Source organism: Bradyrhizobium sp. (assembly GCF_027307225.1).
Taxonomy (GTDB): Bacteria; Pseudomonadota; Alphaproteobacteria; order Rhizobiales; family Xanthobacteraceae; genus Bradyrhizobium.
Genome location: NZ_DAHUXJ010000006.1, coordinates 67,735 through 83,207 on the forward strand (window position 1 = coordinate 67,735; position 15,473 = coordinate 83,207).

At 61.4% G+C, this 15,473-nt stretch carries 15 protein-coding genes; 5 read left to right on the top strand and 10 right to left on the bottom strand.

Going from position 1 to position 15,473, the window contains the following annotated elements; translation table 11 throughout:
- Positions 1-38: 38 nt before the first annotated feature.
- From M6D32_RS00975 to M6D32_RS01015, 9 genes are read right to left on the bottom strand one after another with little or no spacing between them, the layout of a single operon-like run.
- The gene (locus tag M6D32_RS00975) at positions 39-725 is read right to left on the bottom strand and encodes a DUF2848 domain-containing protein (RefSeq protein ID WP_298252450.1); all 687 of its coding nucleotides are present in this window, start codon (positions 723-725) and stop codon (positions 39-41) included.
- Positions 718-2,067 carry an amidase gene (locus M6D32_RS00980; RefSeq protein ID WP_298252452.1) on the bottom strand — a complete coding sequence of 450 codons (1,350 nt, stop codon included), beginning with the start codon at positions 2,065-2,067 and terminating at the stop codon, positions 718-720. The genes M6D32_RS00975 and M6D32_RS00980 overlap by 8 nt, the downstream gene beginning before the upstream one ends.
- 22 nt (positions 2,068-2,089) lie before the next feature.
- Complete coding sequence (locus M6D32_RS00985) at positions 2,090-2,410, bottom strand: hypothetical protein (RefSeq protein WP_298252454.1); 321 nt, start codon at positions 2,408-2,410, stop codon at positions 2,090-2,092.
- Positions 2,407-3,756 (bottom strand): acyclic terpene utilization AtuA family protein, encoded by a 1,350-nt coding sequence (locus M6D32_RS00990; RefSeq protein ID WP_298252456.1) that lies wholly within the window; start codon positions 3,754-3,756, stop codon positions 2,407-2,409. The genes M6D32_RS00985 and M6D32_RS00990 overlap by 4 nt, the downstream gene beginning before the upstream one ends.
- Positions 3,756-4,469, bottom strand: a complete 714-nt coding sequence (locus M6D32_RS00995; RefSeq protein ID WP_298252458.1) for an ABC transporter ATP-binding protein — start codon at positions 4,467-4,469, stop codon at positions 3,756-3,758. The genes M6D32_RS00990 and M6D32_RS00995 overlap by 1 nt, the downstream gene beginning before the upstream one ends.
- Positions 4,459-5,187, bottom strand: coding sequence for an ABC transporter ATP-binding protein (locus tag M6D32_RS01000; protein ID WP_298252460.1), 729 nt, complete (start codon positions 5,185-5,187; stop codon positions 4,459-4,461). The genes M6D32_RS00995 and M6D32_RS01000 overlap by 11 nt, the downstream gene beginning before the upstream one ends.
- Positions 5,177-6,097, bottom strand: a complete 921-nt coding sequence (locus M6D32_RS01005; protein ID WP_298252462.1) for a branched-chain amino acid ABC transporter permease — start codon at positions 6,095-6,097, stop codon at positions 5,177-5,179. The genes M6D32_RS01000 and M6D32_RS01005 overlap by 11 nt, the downstream gene beginning before the upstream one ends.
- Positions 6,090-7,019: a branched-chain amino acid ABC transporter permease gene (locus tag M6D32_RS01010; protein WP_298252464.1), complete on the bottom strand. Its 930-nt coding sequence runs from the start codon at positions 7,017-7,019 to the stop codon at positions 6,090-6,092. The genes M6D32_RS01005 and M6D32_RS01010 overlap by 8 nt, the downstream gene beginning before the upstream one ends.
- A 39-nt stretch (positions 7,020-7,058) precedes the next feature.
- Positions 7,059-8,303, bottom strand: a complete 1,245-nt coding sequence (locus M6D32_RS01015) for an amino acid ABC transporter substrate-binding protein (RefSeq protein WP_298252466.1) — start codon at positions 8,301-8,303, stop codon at positions 7,059-7,061.
- Between the two features lie 366 nt (positions 8,304-8,669).
- Between M6D32_RS01015 and M6D32_RS01020 the strand changes: the two genes are divergently transcribed.
- The 5 genes from M6D32_RS01020 (at position 8,670) to M6D32_RS01040 (ending at position 13,802) form a co-directional block, all read left to right on the top strand.
- Positions 8,670-9,080, top strand: coding sequence for a Zn-ribbon domain-containing OB-fold protein (locus tag M6D32_RS01020; RefSeq protein ID WP_298252468.1), 411 nt, complete (start codon positions 8,670-8,672; stop codon positions 9,078-9,080).
- A 6-nt stretch (positions 9,081-9,086) separates the two neighbouring features.
- On the top strand, positions 9,087-10,226 hold the full coding sequence (locus M6D32_RS01025) for a thiolase (RefSeq protein WP_298252470.1): 1,140 nt from the start codon (positions 9,087-9,089) through the stop codon (positions 10,224-10,226).
- A gap of 129 nt (positions 10,227-10,355) precedes the next feature.
- Entirely contained in the window at positions 10,356-11,270 is a 915-nt protein-coding gene (locus M6D32_RS01030; RefSeq protein WP_298252473.1) for an SDR family NAD(P)-dependent oxidoreductase, read from the top strand.
- A 146-nt stretch (positions 11,271-11,416) separates the two neighbouring features.
- Entirely contained in the window at positions 11,417-12,559 is a 1,143-nt protein-coding gene (locus tag M6D32_RS01035; protein ID WP_298252475.1) for an SMP-30/gluconolactonase/LRE family protein, read from the top strand.
- A 169-nt stretch (positions 12,560-12,728) separates the two neighbouring features.
- Complete coding sequence (locus M6D32_RS01040) at positions 12,729-13,802, top strand: SMP-30/gluconolactonase/LRE family protein (RefSeq protein ID WP_298252477.1); 1,074 nt, start codon at positions 12,729-12,731, stop codon at positions 13,800-13,802.
- Positions 13,803-14,027: 225 nt separating this feature from the next.
- Here the strand turns inward: M6D32_RS01040 and M6D32_RS01045 are convergent.
- Positions 14,028-15,473: phosphoenolpyruvate carboxylase (locus M6D32_RS01045; protein ID WP_298252479.1), on the bottom strand; the 1,446-nt coding region annotated here is incomplete at its 5' end.

The window sequence follows — 15,473 nt, forward strand, 5'->3', positions numbered from 1 at the left end:
CGTCGCAGGTTGGTAGCCCCCTCGCCACCCGATTTCTGCTATCCCATCACGGGAAGTTCGACCACGTCATAGGCGTGGCGGATCGTGCGCTTCAGCACAGGATCCTCAAGCTCGAACTCGAACCGGCTAGCCGGACGGATGCCGCCTTTGGCGGCAAACGTGCCGCCGAACATGGCGCAGCCGTCGGGCAGCTTGCCGCCGGCAAAGCCGCGCGCAAGCAACTCGGAGACCGGTAGCATCGCATCCAGCGTCCCGTCCTGGTAGAGCTCACGCTGACCGCCGATCCAGGCATGGGAGCGCAGGATCAGGCGGTCCCAGTGACCGATCACTTCCTCGAGTTCCCACAGCGTCGAGGCCATGGGCTTGTCACACATCTGCTTGGACACCGTGACGCTATAGCCCTCGACCTTGCGGTCGGTGTGATCCGAGCCGAGCCCCACAAACGTGCGTCCCTCCCAGCCGATCAGCACGAACTCCACCTCGCCGCTGGAATTTCCGCCGCAGACCTCAATGCTGTCTTCCTGGGTCAGCCGCCGCGCCGAGCAGCGATAGTAGATCGGAGTCGTTGCCGGCCGCGCAATGCCAATCGCCTCCAGTTCGGCGATGTGCTTGTCGCGCGCCACCGGGTCGCGACCGGTCCAGCCGGCGATCACGGCCTGATCAATTGCAATCGTCAGCGGCGTGGTGCCGTTCCCTGTTTCGATGGTAAACGTCAGGTCAAACATGGATTGCAGCCTCCACGCCTGCGGCCAACTCGAAGAGACGACGATCCGAACCGCCGACGGCGCTCAGCATGAAACCGACCGGCGCTTCGCCGGCGCGATGGCAGGGCAGCGAAATCGCGCAGCCGTCCATCATGTTGATCAGCGTGCAATTGCGCAAGGAAAGCAGGTTGGCTTTTGTGAACGCATGATCGTCGGCGAGATCGGCTATCCGCGGCGGTGTGATCGCGCAGGTCGGCATCGCCAATGCATCATATGGAGCAAGCCGCACGTTCGCGCGAGCGATCATCGATTTTCGCGCTTCCAGCATGTCGATGTAATCTGCCGCTGTGATAGCTTCGCCGCGCTGGATGCGTGTGGAGACCCGAGGGTCGTAAATGTCGCCATGGTTCTCGATCAGATAGCGATGCCAGGCATAGCTTTCAGCGGCGGCGAATCCGCCCTTGCTGTTCATGACGGCGACGTCGAGAAATTCCGGCACTTCGATGCGTTCGATCGATGCGCCTTGACGCGACAAGGTTTCAAGCGCGCGTTCGAAGGTTTTCGACACATGATCGTCAAGCTCATCCAGCGCAACGGTCGTCGGCACCGCAAGCCGCATTCCCTTGACGGGGCGCGGCTGCAGCGGCCGAACCGGCTCGTCCGCGAGGATCGAATCGAGCACGGCGCAGCACTCGACAGTGCGCGCCAGCGGCCCGAAACTGTCGAGCGTGAACGACAACGGCGCGCCGCCGTCGCGCGGGATGCGCTGCTGCGTCGGTTTGAAACCGACGATGCCGTTATAGGCTGCCGGAATCCGGCACGATCCGCCGGTGTCCGAGCCGAGCGCGCCATGCGCCATGCCGTCGGCGACCGACACCGCGGCGCCCGACGACGATCCGCCCGGTACATGCCCGGCGCCGCGCTGCCAGACGCTCTTCGGCGTGCCGTAATGCGGATTGATGCCAATACCCGAATAGGCAAACTCGGTCATGTTGGTGCGGCCGATCAGGATGAAACCGGCGCGCCGCAGGCGCGACACGACCGGCGCATCGGCTTCGGCCGGCGGAGAATCATCAAGCGCACGCGAGCCGGCGCGGGTGACCTGGCCCTTGATGTCGAACAGGTCCTTGATCGAGATCGGAATGCCGGCAAAGGGAGACGGTGCCGCCCTGACCTCGCGCAGCCGATCCATGGCCTTCGCCGCTTCGATCGAGGCTTCGACATCGACGTGAACGAAGGCGCGGCCGCCTTCGCCCGACTTATCGGCAATTTTATCCAGGCACTCGTCCACGAGTTTCCGCGCATTGGTGCGGCCGCTTTCGAGGTCGGCGGCGAGGGACGTCAGTGTCGGAGTCTTGTGCATGGTCATCTTTCTCGTCGATCGGCTACAACTTATCTGGAACGGCTTCGATCTCCAGATCGAGCAAGGCAGAGCTCAGCGATTTGCCATGCGCATCCAGCGCCAGCGATCGCGTCACCCCGCCTCCCAGCGCCCGGTCCATCACGAAGTTAAGCGCAGAGATCCTGGGCAGCTCGTAGCGAACGACTTCGCCTTCGACAACGCCCGCGAAATGCGCCTTGACCCGCTCAGGGGTCACCTGAGCCAATAGCAGCGGATAGTGCTTCGCGTCATAGGCGATGATGGAGATATTGGAGATATTGCCCTTGTCGCCGGTACGGGAATGAGCGATCTCGCGCAGTCTCATCGCGATCCATCTCCCACAAATTGAACTCGCGGCTGCGCCAGCTCGCGCGGCAGCAGCACGGAAGCCACCGCGACGACGTCGCGGGCGGATTTGTAAGCCCCACCCCCACCGGCCGGGCCATTGGTGTAGAGCGTCTCAACCTCGTTGCCGATCCGCACCGCCTCGCGCAGGTTTTCCGTGCGTCCCGTGACGCGCACGCGCACCTCGTAGGGCTCATTGGCGTGCGCCGAAACATGTGGCCCGTGCAGGGAATCGACGCCGATCAGGTCGAACCGCAATTCGTTCGCCGCGACGCCCGTGAGCTTCAACCGTTCGCGAACGATGTCGAGCGCGAGCCGACCACGCGCCAGCGCACCGGGGCCGGCGTAGGAAATCTGGCCTTCGCCGATGAAGCTGTCGACATAGCCGACCGATACTTTGAGGCTCAGTGGACGTTCGCTGCCCCGCCCGCCGCTGACGCGCACGCGATCCTTGCCTACTTCCTCGATTTCAATTTGCGAGAAATCGGCGATCACATCGGGCTGGATGTAGCGGACAGGATCGTGCACTTCGTAAAGCAACTGCTCCTTGCAGGTCTGTGCGGTCACCGAGCCGCCGGAGCCTTCGACCTTGGTGATGACGAGGCTGCCATCCTCGCCGACCTCACCGATGGGAAAGCCGAGCCGCGCCAGGCCAGCGACGTCCTTGTACGACGGATCGGCGAAATAGCCGCCGGTGACCTGGCCTGCGCATTCCAGCAAGTGCCCGGCGACGATGCCCTTGCCGAGCCTGGTCCAGTCATCCATCGGCCAGCCGAAGGCGTGAATCAACGGCGCCAGGAACAGCGCGGGATCGGAGGCCCGGCCGGTGATCACGACGTCGGCGCCACGGCTCAACGCTTCGGCCATCGGCGCCGCGCCAAGGTAGGCGTTGGCGGAGATCAGGCGATTGCCGAGCTGGCCGATCGTGCCATCGAACTCCATCACCGGCAGATCGCGCTGTTTGCAGGCTTCCAGAACGTCGTCACCGACGACGGCGGCAATCTTCAACCGGGAAAGCCCCATCGACCTGGCAATTTCGGCGGTCTTGCGGGCTGCTGCAAGCGGATTGGCTGCCCCCATATTAGTGACGACCTTGATGTCTTTGGCGGCACACACGGGCAGCACCGCCCGCATCCGCTCCTCGAGCAGTGGGTCAAAGCCGCTCTCCGGATTCTTCAGCCGCGCCTGCTGGGCGAGCGCCACGGTCCGCTCGCCAAGGCATTCGAACACGAGATACTGGATGTCGCCCCTTTCGGCGAGTTCCACCGCGGGCTCGATGCGATCGCCCGAGTAGCCCGCGCCTGACCCGATCCGGATGGTTCGCATTATTTCAGTCCGAAATACGCCTTCCGCAGCGCTTCGTTATCGGTCATTTCCGCCACCGTCCCCGAAAAGCGGATGCGGCCGCCTTCGAGCACGAACACGCGACTGGCTACCTCAAGAAAGGCGATATTCTGCTCGGCAATCAGCAAAGCCAATCCCCTTCCGCGCAGGTCGCTCAGGATGCGGATCACTTCCTTGACGAACAATGGCGATAGGCCGGCTGAGGGTTCATCCATTACCAAAAGGCGAGGTTCGGCCGCCAAGGCCTTGGCAATACCGAGCATTTTTCGCTGACCTCCAGACAGGCTGGAGGCCGGCGCGCGGCGTTTCTCACGCAACACCGGAAAGGTCTCGTAGAGTTCGTTGATGTTCGGATTGGGATGACCGAGCGCCTGCGCGCCGATGCGGATGTTCTCTTCGATGGACAGGTCAGGAAAAACCGCAAGTTCCGACATATAGGTCATGCCGAGCCGCATCCGCTCGCTGGAGCGCATCCGCGTCACATCCGCATCGCCAAGCCGGATGTTGCCATGCCGCGCCTCGATCAGGCCGACCAGCGATTTGAGAAAGGTGGTCTTGCCGGCCCCGTTGGTGCCGAGCAGCAGCACGGTCTCCCCGGCGCGCACGTCAAGGTCTACGCCCCACAACACCTGCATGGTGCCATAGCCGGCATTGACGCCTTGGGCCGTCAGCAGCGATGTGGCATCAGGCGGCATGTTCGCCTCCTAAAAACACCTCGATCACCTGCGGGACCTTGACCGCAACCGCGAGCTTGCCGTCAAAAATCTCCTTGCCGGCATTCAGAACGATGACGCGGTCGGTGATGTGCTCAATGAAACCCATGAGGTGCTCGACCACGATGATCGCAATTCCGCTTTGCGCAAGCGTCTTGATCCGTTCGGCGATCCAGTCGAGTTCCGCCGGGTTGAGACCGGCGGCAAGCTCGTCGAGCAGCAGCAGCCGCGGGCGGGTGGCGAGCGCGCGCACGAGGTCGAGCATCTTCTGCTGGGCGTTGTTGAGATCGGCCGCCGGGCGGTCAGCCACTTCCGCCAGGCGGTACTCATCCAGCAAATCCGCCAACGCAGGCGCCGAGGCGGCTCCGCCGTAGGCCAGTGCCACTTCGACGTTCTGACGGACGGTCAGCGACAGGAAGGGCTTTGGAACCTGGAACGTGCGGTTGATGCCGCGATGAACGAGCTTGTGCGAGGCAACCCCGCCGATCGAAGCCCCTTCCAGCACGACTTCGCCGCCGTCGGGCGCATAAAGGCCCGAGATCACGTTGATGGCCGTCGTCTTGCCCGAGCCGTTGGGACCGACAAGTCCGAGGATCTCGCCCGACGAAACATGGAAGCTCAGGCCGTCGAGCGCGTAAAAGCCGCCGAAGCGTTTCACGAGCTTGGAGACGCTTAAGATGGGCGCGCTCTCAGGGGACATGCCAGCCCCTGCGGGTTGCCAGCGACACAAGGCCGGCGGGCAAAAACAGCACCAGGCCCATGATCAGCAGGCCATAGATCAGCTGGAAATATTGCGGGGTGGTGAAGCCGATCAAGTTGTAGATGCCGTAGAGAATGATGACACCGACGATCGGGCCGGTAATCGAGGCAACACCGCCAAACAGCGCAAACACGATGGCAAAGATGCTGAAATCGCCGCTGAACACGTTATCCGGATAGAAGACCGAGACGTACCAGGCGTAGACGCCGCCGGCCAGCCCCGCGACCAGCGCGGAAACCAGCCACGCAATGACCCGCATGCGGACGACGTTGACGCCGGCCATCGATGCACTCACCGCATCTTCCCGCACCGCCTGCAAGGCGAGGCCGAAACGCGAGTTCTTCAGGTACACGACCGCGCCCAGTGTCAGCGCCAGCACGACCAACCCGGCAGCATAGGCAGAGGTTGGATTGAACGTCGCTGAAAGCGAGACGCCGTAGGGGCCACGCGTAATCGATTCGAGCGCCGGATTGGCGATGAGGTGCAACACCGCCAGCGACGCCGCCAGATTGGCGATCGCGAAATAGGCGCCGGACAGGCGCAACAGCGGCGTCAGCAACAGTCCAACCACGACGCCGGCCACACCGGCGGCCAGCACGGCCGGTACACCCGGGGCGTGAAGATGCATCACCACCACCGCAAAGCCGTAGGCACCGGCGCCGAAGAACCCGACATAGCCAAAGGGCAGATAGCCGGTGAAGCCGTAGATGATGTTCACGCCCTGCGCGAGGATCAGAAAGATCACGAAGTTGAACAACAGCAGATGATTTTGATAGACGCCCGGCAGCACCGCAAAGATGACAAGCACCGGCAGCGCGATGAAGAGCGTATGCTTGAGAGCGTTAGGCAACGCGCACCCGCCTTCCGAGCAAACCGCTCGGACGAAGCAGCAGGATGAAGATCAGCAGCACATAGGGCAACAAATCGGCCCATGAACTCAAATAGGTCTGCACCACCATGTAGCAGATGCCGTAGATGACGCCGCCGAGCGCCGTACCGAGCGGGTTGCCGAGCGAACCCAGCACCACGATGGCAAACGATGTGACGGTGGCGTCGGCGCCAAAGGCGGGCGTCACCGAGCCGAACATGAAGGGCGCAAAGACGCCGGCGATGGATGCCAACCCGAGGCCAATGCCAAAGGCGGCCGCCGAGACGCGGTCGACGTCGATCCCGGTCGAAAAGGCCTCGTCACGCCGTGACATCACCGCGCGCGTCAGCGTGCCGAGGCGTGTCTGGTAGAGATAGACATAAACGAGCCCGATGGCGACCAGGCTGGTGATGGCGGCGATCACCCAGGATGCCGGAAATCCCTGACCAAAGATCTCGACCGGTCCGCCGCCGCTTTCGGGAGAGCCGCCGAACAATTTGACCTTGATCGTGGAAAACACGGTGCCGAGCGCCCGGCTCGGAATCGAGCGCTCGCTGGTGCCGAGAAAGATCGTCGCCACGGCTTCGATCACCTGCGACAGGCCGAAGAACAGGATGATCGACAACATCTCCGGGTTCGTCGAGCCTTGTAACCGCGGCACCAGGACCCAGTAGAGCAAGAGACCCACGATCAGGAAGATCACGAAGGCAAGTGGCACCGCGAACAAGGGGTCGATGCCGGCCAGCGTTGCGACGCCAACCGCCACAAACGCGCCGAGCATCAGGAAGTCGCCATGTGCCAGATTGACGATGCGCATGACGCCGAACACGAGGTTGAGACCGATACCGACCAGGCTGAAATACAATCCAAAGAGAACGCCTGCGACCAGCGCATAAACTAGCATCGAGGCGTTACTCCCCCAGCCTGTCGGCCGACATCACCCTCATGGACGCGGATAGACGGGCTTGCCGGTCGCCGTGTCGTGCGGATAGACCGACACGAACTTGAGATGCCCATGACCATCGGGTTCGAGCTGACCGAGCGGGGTCAATTCGCCGGTTTGACCGCCCGTTTCGTCCAGCGCAAAAGGTCCGCACAGCGTCTTGAGGTTTCCGGACAGGCTGAACACGGCGCGACGCAGTTCCATCTGGTCGAGGCTGGTCGCTACCGACAGCGCCTTCTCGATGACGAGCCCAGTGGTGTAGCCGGCCACGGCGTTGAGGCCGAACTCAAGTTTGCCATCGGAATTTTTCTTGTCCCAGGCGGCCTTATAGGTCGGGAGATTCATGCCGAAATTGACCGGATATTCCAGATCCGAGGCCGGCACGTAGGTGAACACGTGCTCAAGTCCCTTGTCGCCGACGTTCTTCTCGAGAAGCTCCTTCTCGAGGCCGGCATAAATCACAAACAGCATTTTGAACTTGACGCCGACATCCGCGACGTTGCGCAGGAAGGCGATGTCGTTCGGCGCGTATCCGAAGGTAAATACTGCATCTGGATGCGTGTTGTTGATGTTGTTGATGATAACCGTGTAGTTGGTCGTTTCGGTCGGAACGCCCTGGTCGTAAACGATCTCGACCGGCACGCCGGAGTCCTTGATGAACTTGCGGAAGGCGTTGGCCTGGGTACCCGTGAATTCGTTGGTCGAGTAGAGGATCGCGATCTTCTTGATTCCAAGCGCCGGACCGTCATGGATGACGAAATCCGCCACCGGCTTGGGCCAAATCGTCGAAACCGGGTCGGCCATTAGCGCGATGTAAGGGTTGTCTTTCGAAAAGAAGCTGGCCCCGGTGCCGGTCTGGTCGAACAGGAACATCTTGTGATCGCGCGCGATCGTCGCGGCGGGCGCGGTCAGCACCGAGCCGGAATCGGCGACCAGCAGGTCGACCTTATCCTGGGTGACGAGCTGGTTATAGAGCGTCGACGCGGTCGCCGTATTGCTCTGATCGTCATAGGCAACGAGCTTTACCGGCAATTTCTTGTCGAAAGCCTTTACGTAGACCCCGCCATCGGCATTTTTCAGGTCCGCCCAAAGCTTGAGGCTGGTGTAGACCGGCATCGAGATCGAGGCGAAGCGCCCGGACGACGCATAGAGGGTGCCGATCTTGATTTCCGTCGGCACTTCCGCGGCATAGGCCTGGGCCGTCAACGTCACCCCGGCAAGCGCCGCAATTATCACCCTCAACATAACTTCCTCCCGGCTTTTCTCTTGGTTCCGCCGGACCATAGCCCGGCGGCTTGTTAGTATACAAGCACCCCGGGCCAGAGCTCCGATTCCGAGGTTCGCAAACCATTGCGGTTGCCTCTGATGCGAACCTCGGAATCAAAGGAGCTCTGGCAAATATGGTCGGTAGTGCGACTTTGAATTTGAAGTTCCTATAACAAACCGGCGGCGAAACTGATAGGAACTTCAAATCCGCCGCACTAAGCAAAAAATATTAGAAAATAGAAACCCATCGGCCGCCCGACTGGACCGTTGACGGCGCGCGGTTCATTGTCGCATCAACGATCAAAACAAGCGGGGCAAACGCCCTGCTTTTCAAGGGAGGACGACATGGCCGAGCCGGCCCGCGGGCGACCGAAGGCGACACCCGAGACCCAGCATTTCTGGGATGGCGCCCGGGCCGGGGAGCTGCGGCTCCAACGCTGCGACGCCTGCGCCCAGGCCTATTTCCCGCCTCGCCCCTTTTGTCCTGCCTGCGGCTCGCGCAAGGTCAGCACCTTCAAGGCAAGCGGCAAGGCCACGCTTTATAGCTACGTCATTCATCACCGGCCGGTGCCCGGCTTCACTCCGCCTTACGCCATCGCCGTGGTGGCACTGGAAGAGGGTCCGCGGATGATGACCAATATCGTCGATTGCCCGCAAACTCCGGACGCGCTCGAACTCGATATGAGGCTCGAAGTCACCTTCGAGAAACTCGACGAGGCGATCACGCTGCCCTTGTTCCGGCCGGCAAAGGATTGAGGGGCCATGCGCAGGAACCAGGTCGCCGTTGTCGGCGCCGCGGAGACCACCGAACTCGGCGTGATCCCGCATATGTCACAAATCCAGCTCCACGCCGATGCGGCGCTGAATGCGATCGCAGATGCGGGCCTCAAGCTGTCCGACATTGACGGTTTTGCAACCGCCGTCGAGACCCCGCAGCAGATCGCCCATTATCTCGGCATCACGCCGACCTGGGTCGACGGCACATCGGTCGGCGGCTGTTCGTTCATGCTGCATGTCCGACATGCCGCTGCCGCGATCGAGGCCGGCCTGTGCAAAACCGTTCTGATCACGCACGCGGAAAGCGGCAAGTCCAATATCGGGCGTACTCCGCGCATGATCGGCCCGGACAGCCTGAACGGCCAATTCGAACTACCTTACGGCGTCTCGACCCCGGCGAGCCTCTTCCCGATTCCGGTACTCCGTTACATGAAGACCCACGGCATCACCCATGAGCAACTCGCGATGGTTGCGGTCGTCCAGCGCGAATGGGCGGCTAAAAATCCGCGCGCCACCATGAAGACGCCGATCACCGTCGAGGATGTCCTCAATTCGCGGATGATCGCCTATCCGTTCCGCATCCTGCAATGCTGCCTCGTTACCGACGGCGGAGGCGCGCTGATCCTCACCTCCGCGGAGCGCGCAAGGGATTTTCCACAAAAGCCGGTCTATATTCTCGGTACCGGCGAGAGCGTCGAAACGCCGATGGTCAGCCAGATGCAGACCTTCGACAGCTCGCGCGCGTTCAGGGTCGCAGGTCCGCTGGCCTTCAAGGAAGCCGGCATCACCCACAAGGACGTCGATCATCTCATGATCTACGACGCCTTCGCGCATTTGCCGCTGTTCGGCCTGGGCGATCTCGGCTTCATGCCGCATGAAGACGCTGGAAAGTTCATCGCCGGCGGCCATACCAGGCCCGGCGGCAAGCTGCCGCTCAACACCAATGGCGGCGGCCTCAGCTATATGCATTCCGGCATGTACGGCATGTACGCCCTGCAAGAGAGCGTGCGGCAGATGCGTGGGATTGCGCCGGCCCAGGTTCAGGGAGCCAAGATCTCGGTCTGCCACGGCGTCGGCGGCATGTTTGCAGCTTCAGGCACGATCATTTTTACGAACGAGACATAACCTTCGTCATTCCGGAATGGGCCGAAGGGCCATATCCGGAATCTCGAGATTCTCTGACGTGCAATTGCACATCAGAGTTCGACGCTGGCGCGCCGCCCCGGAATGACGAAGAGAAAACAGGAGACCTGGATGACAAAATCACTCGACGGCAAATCCATCATTGTCACCGGCGCGGGACGCGGCATCGGCCGGGAAATCGCACTGTTATGCGCCTCGGAAGGCGCCAAGGTTGTCGTCAATGATCCGGGTGGGGCGGCCGATGGCTCGGGCACAAGTGCCGCGCCGGCCGAGGAAGTCGTCGAGGAAATCAAAAAGCGCGGCGGAACGGCGGTCGCCAATTTCGAAACCGTCGCGGAAGCGATACCGGCGAGCCGCATCGTCCAGGCCGCAGTCGACCATTTCGGCAAGCTCGACGGCGTCGTCAACAATGCCGGCATCCTGCGCGACGCCATCTTCCACCGCATGAGCATCGATGCCTTTGAGTCCGTGATCAAAGTACACCTGATGGGCTCCTTCTATGTCTCGCATGCCGCCGCACGGCTATTTCGCGAGCAGGAGAGCGGATCGTTTGTCCACTTCACCTCGACGTCGGGCCTGGTCGGCAATTTCGGCCAGGCGAATTATGCGGCCGCGAAGCTCGGCATCGTCGGCCTCTCCAAATCGATCGCGCTCGATATGAACCGGTTCAACGTGCGCTCGAACTGCGTGTCGCCCTTCGCCTGGAGCCGCCTGATCGGCACCATTCCGACTGAAACCGAGGCGGAGAAAGCTCGTGTGGCGAATATCCAACGGATGGGTCCTGAGCGGATCGCGCCCATTGTCGCCTATCTGCTCGGCGACGGCGCCAAGGACGTCACCGGCCAGATCTTCGCCGTGCGACTGAACGAGATTTTCGTGATGAGCCAGTCGCGCCCGCTCCGCTCGGTCCACCGGGGCGAAGGCTGGACGGTGGAAAGCCTTGCCGAGCATGGAATGCCCGCGCTGAAGCCATCGTTTTACAAACTTGATCGCTCGGCAGATATTTTTAGTTGGGACGCGATCTGAGAGAAACCTGAAGTCTTCCAGAGACTTGCAAATCGCTTCAGCTCCTCGCTCCGCCAATCCTGGGTTGCTTGACGACAAAGCCGCCCGCTTTATGCCGAAATGTCGGCACATGATTTCCTTCCAACAAAAAACTCAGGGAGGCGATCATGACGAATATGTTACGTCGAGAATTTCCCGCTGATGACGTCCGCGCCGGTTTGGATCGGCGCAAGCTGATGAAGGGAGTTGCGGCGTTGGCCGCGACAGCCGCAACCGCGACGGCAGCCTCTGCGGCCGAGCGGCCGTTAGGCGAAACAGGAGTTCGGCTCCGAGACACCCAACCGTTTCCGTTGGGACCGCTGCCCGGCACGCGCTACCCCGACGCGCACATCGAAGCTCTGGACAAGAGCTTCAAGGGCAGCGCCGGGACTGGCGCGGTTGAACGCGTAGCGACCGGCTTCCGCTGGGCCGAGGGGCCGGTGTACTTTCCGGCTGGGCGCTATCTCCTGTTCAGCGACATTCCCAATAACCGGATCATGCGCTACAGCGAAGATGACGGTCACCTGAGCGTCTATCGACAGCCGTCGATGAACTCGAACGGCAACACCATAGATCGGGAGGGGCGCCTTCTCACCTGCGAACACAGCGGCCGACGCGTCACGCGTACCGAGCTTGACGGCTCGATCACGGTCATCGCGGACAAGTACCAGGGCAAGAAGCTCAACGCGCCAAACGACATCGCGGTAGCGTCCGACGGGAGTATCTGGTTCACGGATCCGGGCTATGGAATCAAGGGCGACTATGAAGGCCTCAAGGAGCCGTTCGAACAGGACAAGCACAACGTCTTCCGGGTCGATCCAAAATCTGGCGAGGTCAAGGTCGTCGCCGACGATTTCGTGATGCCCAATGGCATTGTGTTCTCACCCGACGAGAAGAAGCTCTATGTCATCGACACGGGCCTCACGGAGGGAGAGGGAAATCCGGCGTGGATCCGTGCGTTCGACGTCGATATCGGTGCGGGCAAGTTGTCGAACAGCAAGGTCTTCGCCAAAGACTTTGCTCCCGGCTTTACCGACGGGATGCGCTGCGACACCGATGGGAATGTCTGGTGCTCGATGGGTTGGGGTGACCCCAAGGAGGATGGCGTTCGCTGCTACAATCCCGAAGGCCACCTGATCGGCAAGATTCACCTGCCGGAGACCGTTGCCAACCTGACTTTCGGCGGCCAGCAGCGAAACAGGCTTTACATCTGCGGCTCGACATCGCTCTACGCGGTGTACACCAGCGCAAAGGGCGCGATGAAGCCCTAACCGCTTCCTCGTCCCGCGGACGAGCATCTTTGCGTGGTATGCGATCTATGTCGAAACGCAACGCGCGTATAATTGCTGAGAAGCTCACTTCGGGTTAGCCTCCGGTCATTCGGGACGCGTTGCCGCGTCCCGAATGCTGTGCAGGGACGACGAACAGTCCGGAGGAAGAATGACAAACGAGTTGCGGCCCCCTCGCCAGGACGAGGGTGCCGATCGCGCCGGTCGCCGTAGCGACACAAGCAGGCCACCACGTGACTTCGGGCCGAACGCCCCGCCCCAGCGCTATCCCGATCCGGACATTGTCGTCATCGATCCCAAGCGCTTCAAGGCGAAGGTCGGTAACACGGCCATCAAGCGCCTTTATACCGGCTGCCTGTGGGCCGAGGGACCGGCCTGGAATGCGCAAGGCCAATATCTCGTCTGGAGCGATATTCCGAATAACCGGCAGCTTCGCTATCTCGACGGTGACGGTGGGTACATCTCGGAAAACTTCCGCAAACCAACCAACGAAGCCAATGGCAACACGTTCGATCTCGAGGGGCGGCAGATCACCTGCGAGCGAACGCGCGTGGTTCGCTTCGAGCACAACGGGTCCGTCACTGTGTTGGCCGAGCACGCCAACGGCAAGCCGTTGAATGGACCTAACGATGTCGTCGTTCATCCCAATGACGGCTCGATCTGGTTCACCGATCCCGGCTATGGCGCGATTGTCCTCTACGAGGGACAGCGGTCGGCCAATGGCTCGGTCCAGCCCCATCAGAAAGAAGCGGTCTACCGGGTCGATGCGCACACGGGCGAGATCAGGAAAGTCGCCGACGATGCATTCAAGCCGAACGGCATCGCCTTTAGTCCCGATTACGAGAAGGTTTATATCTGCGACAGCGGGGCCACCCATTATCCGCAGGCCAGGAAAGTCGTCTGGCAATACGACCTCAACGGCGACAAGCTCTCAAACCCGCGCCCGCTGATCGACATGGCGATGGGCGATAGATCGGGCTTCCCGGACGGCGTGCGGGTCGATACCGAAGGCAACATCTGGGTCGGCGCCGGCTGGGTCGGTGAAGGCTATGACGGTGTGCAGGTGTTCGCGCCCGACGACGGTCAGCGGATCGGTCAAATCTGCCTGCCGGAATGCTGCGCCAATCTCTGCTTCGGCGGCAAGAAGCGAAACCGCCTGTTCATGACCGCAAGCCAATCGCTCTATGCGGTCTATGTGGAGACCCAGGGCGCGCATCATTGTTGAGGGCCCGCTGCTCAACTTCGTCATCAGGCGCGCTGCGGCGCGCCGAATGAGCGGAGCTAGTGGAGTGGATTTGACATTCGCTCCCCACCGCGCAGCAGACTGTCAAAGCGAATGTCAAATCCAAAACTCCACTAGAAACCTATATTTGCTAGTGGTCCTTTGATTCCAACATTTGCAAAAGTGCCTGCCCAAAAGGGATGCAAATGTTGGAATCGGACCACTAGTCTAGCCGCTGTTGCGAAGGCCAGCGGAAATTCCGTTGATCGTGATCTGAATCCCGCGCAGCACCTGCTCGTCGGTGTTCTGCGCGCGGTGTTCCTTCAACAGTTCGACCTGAACATGGTTCAACGGATCGACATAGGGAAAGCGATGGCGGATCGAGCGCTCGAGCAACGGGTTGGTTTCCAACAGCCGAGTCTGCCCCATGATCTCCAGCAATACGTCGATCGAACTTTGCCATTCTCGCCGGATGCGCTCGAAGATCTTTTCGCGAAGCACAACATCCGGCACCAGCTCCGCATAGCGTGAGGCGATTGCGATCGAACTCTTGGCCAGCACCATGTCCATATTCGACAACAGCGTACGGAAGAACGGCCACTCGCGGTACAGCTCTTTCAGGAAGGCCATGCCGGTATCGGGGTTTTCCTTGAGCCAGGCCTCGACCGCACTGCCGAACCCGTACCATCCCGGCAACATCAGCCGGCACTGCGCCCAGCTGAAGACCCAGGGAATAGCGCGCAAATCCTCGATTGCGCGGGTCTTTTTACGCGACGCCGGGCGGCTGCCGATGTTGAGAGTGGCAATCTCGGTGATAACCGTCGACGCCCAGAAATAATCGGCAAAGCCATCGGTCTCGTAGACCAGCCCGCGATACGCCTTGAAGGCATGCGCCGACAGCTGCTCCATGGCTTCCAGATATTCCGCACGCGGCGCGCTTTGCCTCGGCTGCAACAGGCTTGCTTCCAGCGTTGCCGCCGCCAGAATTTCGAGGTTGTCGAGACCGACATCGGCGTTGGCGTATTTGCTGAAGATGATCTCGCCCTGCTCGGTGATCCGGATCTGGCCGTTCACCGCGCCGCCGGGCTGCGCGATAATCGCATCATAGCTCGGGCCGCCACCGCGTCCGACCGATCCGCCGCGGCCGTGGAACAGGCGCAGCCGGACATGGTGCCGCTCGAACATCTCGATGAGGCCGATCTCGGCCTTGTAAAGCTCCCAACCCGACGTAACGAAGCCGCCGTCCTTGTTGCTGTCGGAATAGCCGAGCATCACCTCCTGAACCGCCCCGCGGCTGTCGACCAGCTTGCGGTAGTCGTGCATCGACAGGATGCGATCCATGATGTGGCTCGACGCCTGCAGATCCTCGATCGTCTCGAACAACGGCACGATATTGATCGCGCTGCGGCCGGAAGGATCAACGAGGCCGACCTCCTTCAACAGGATCGCGACCTCCAGCATGTCGGAGACGCCCTTGCACATCGAGATGATGCATTGGGGGATAGCCTCGGCGCCGTATTTTGCGTGTGCTTCGGCCGCCGCGCGGAACATGGCGAGTTCGCCGATCGTTTCCTCGCTGTACTTGACGAAGGCCGAGGTCAGCGGCCGCGCATTGCGCAGTTCGCCGGTGTGCAGCGCGATCCGCGCCTCCTCGACCAGAGCCAGATAGGTCAT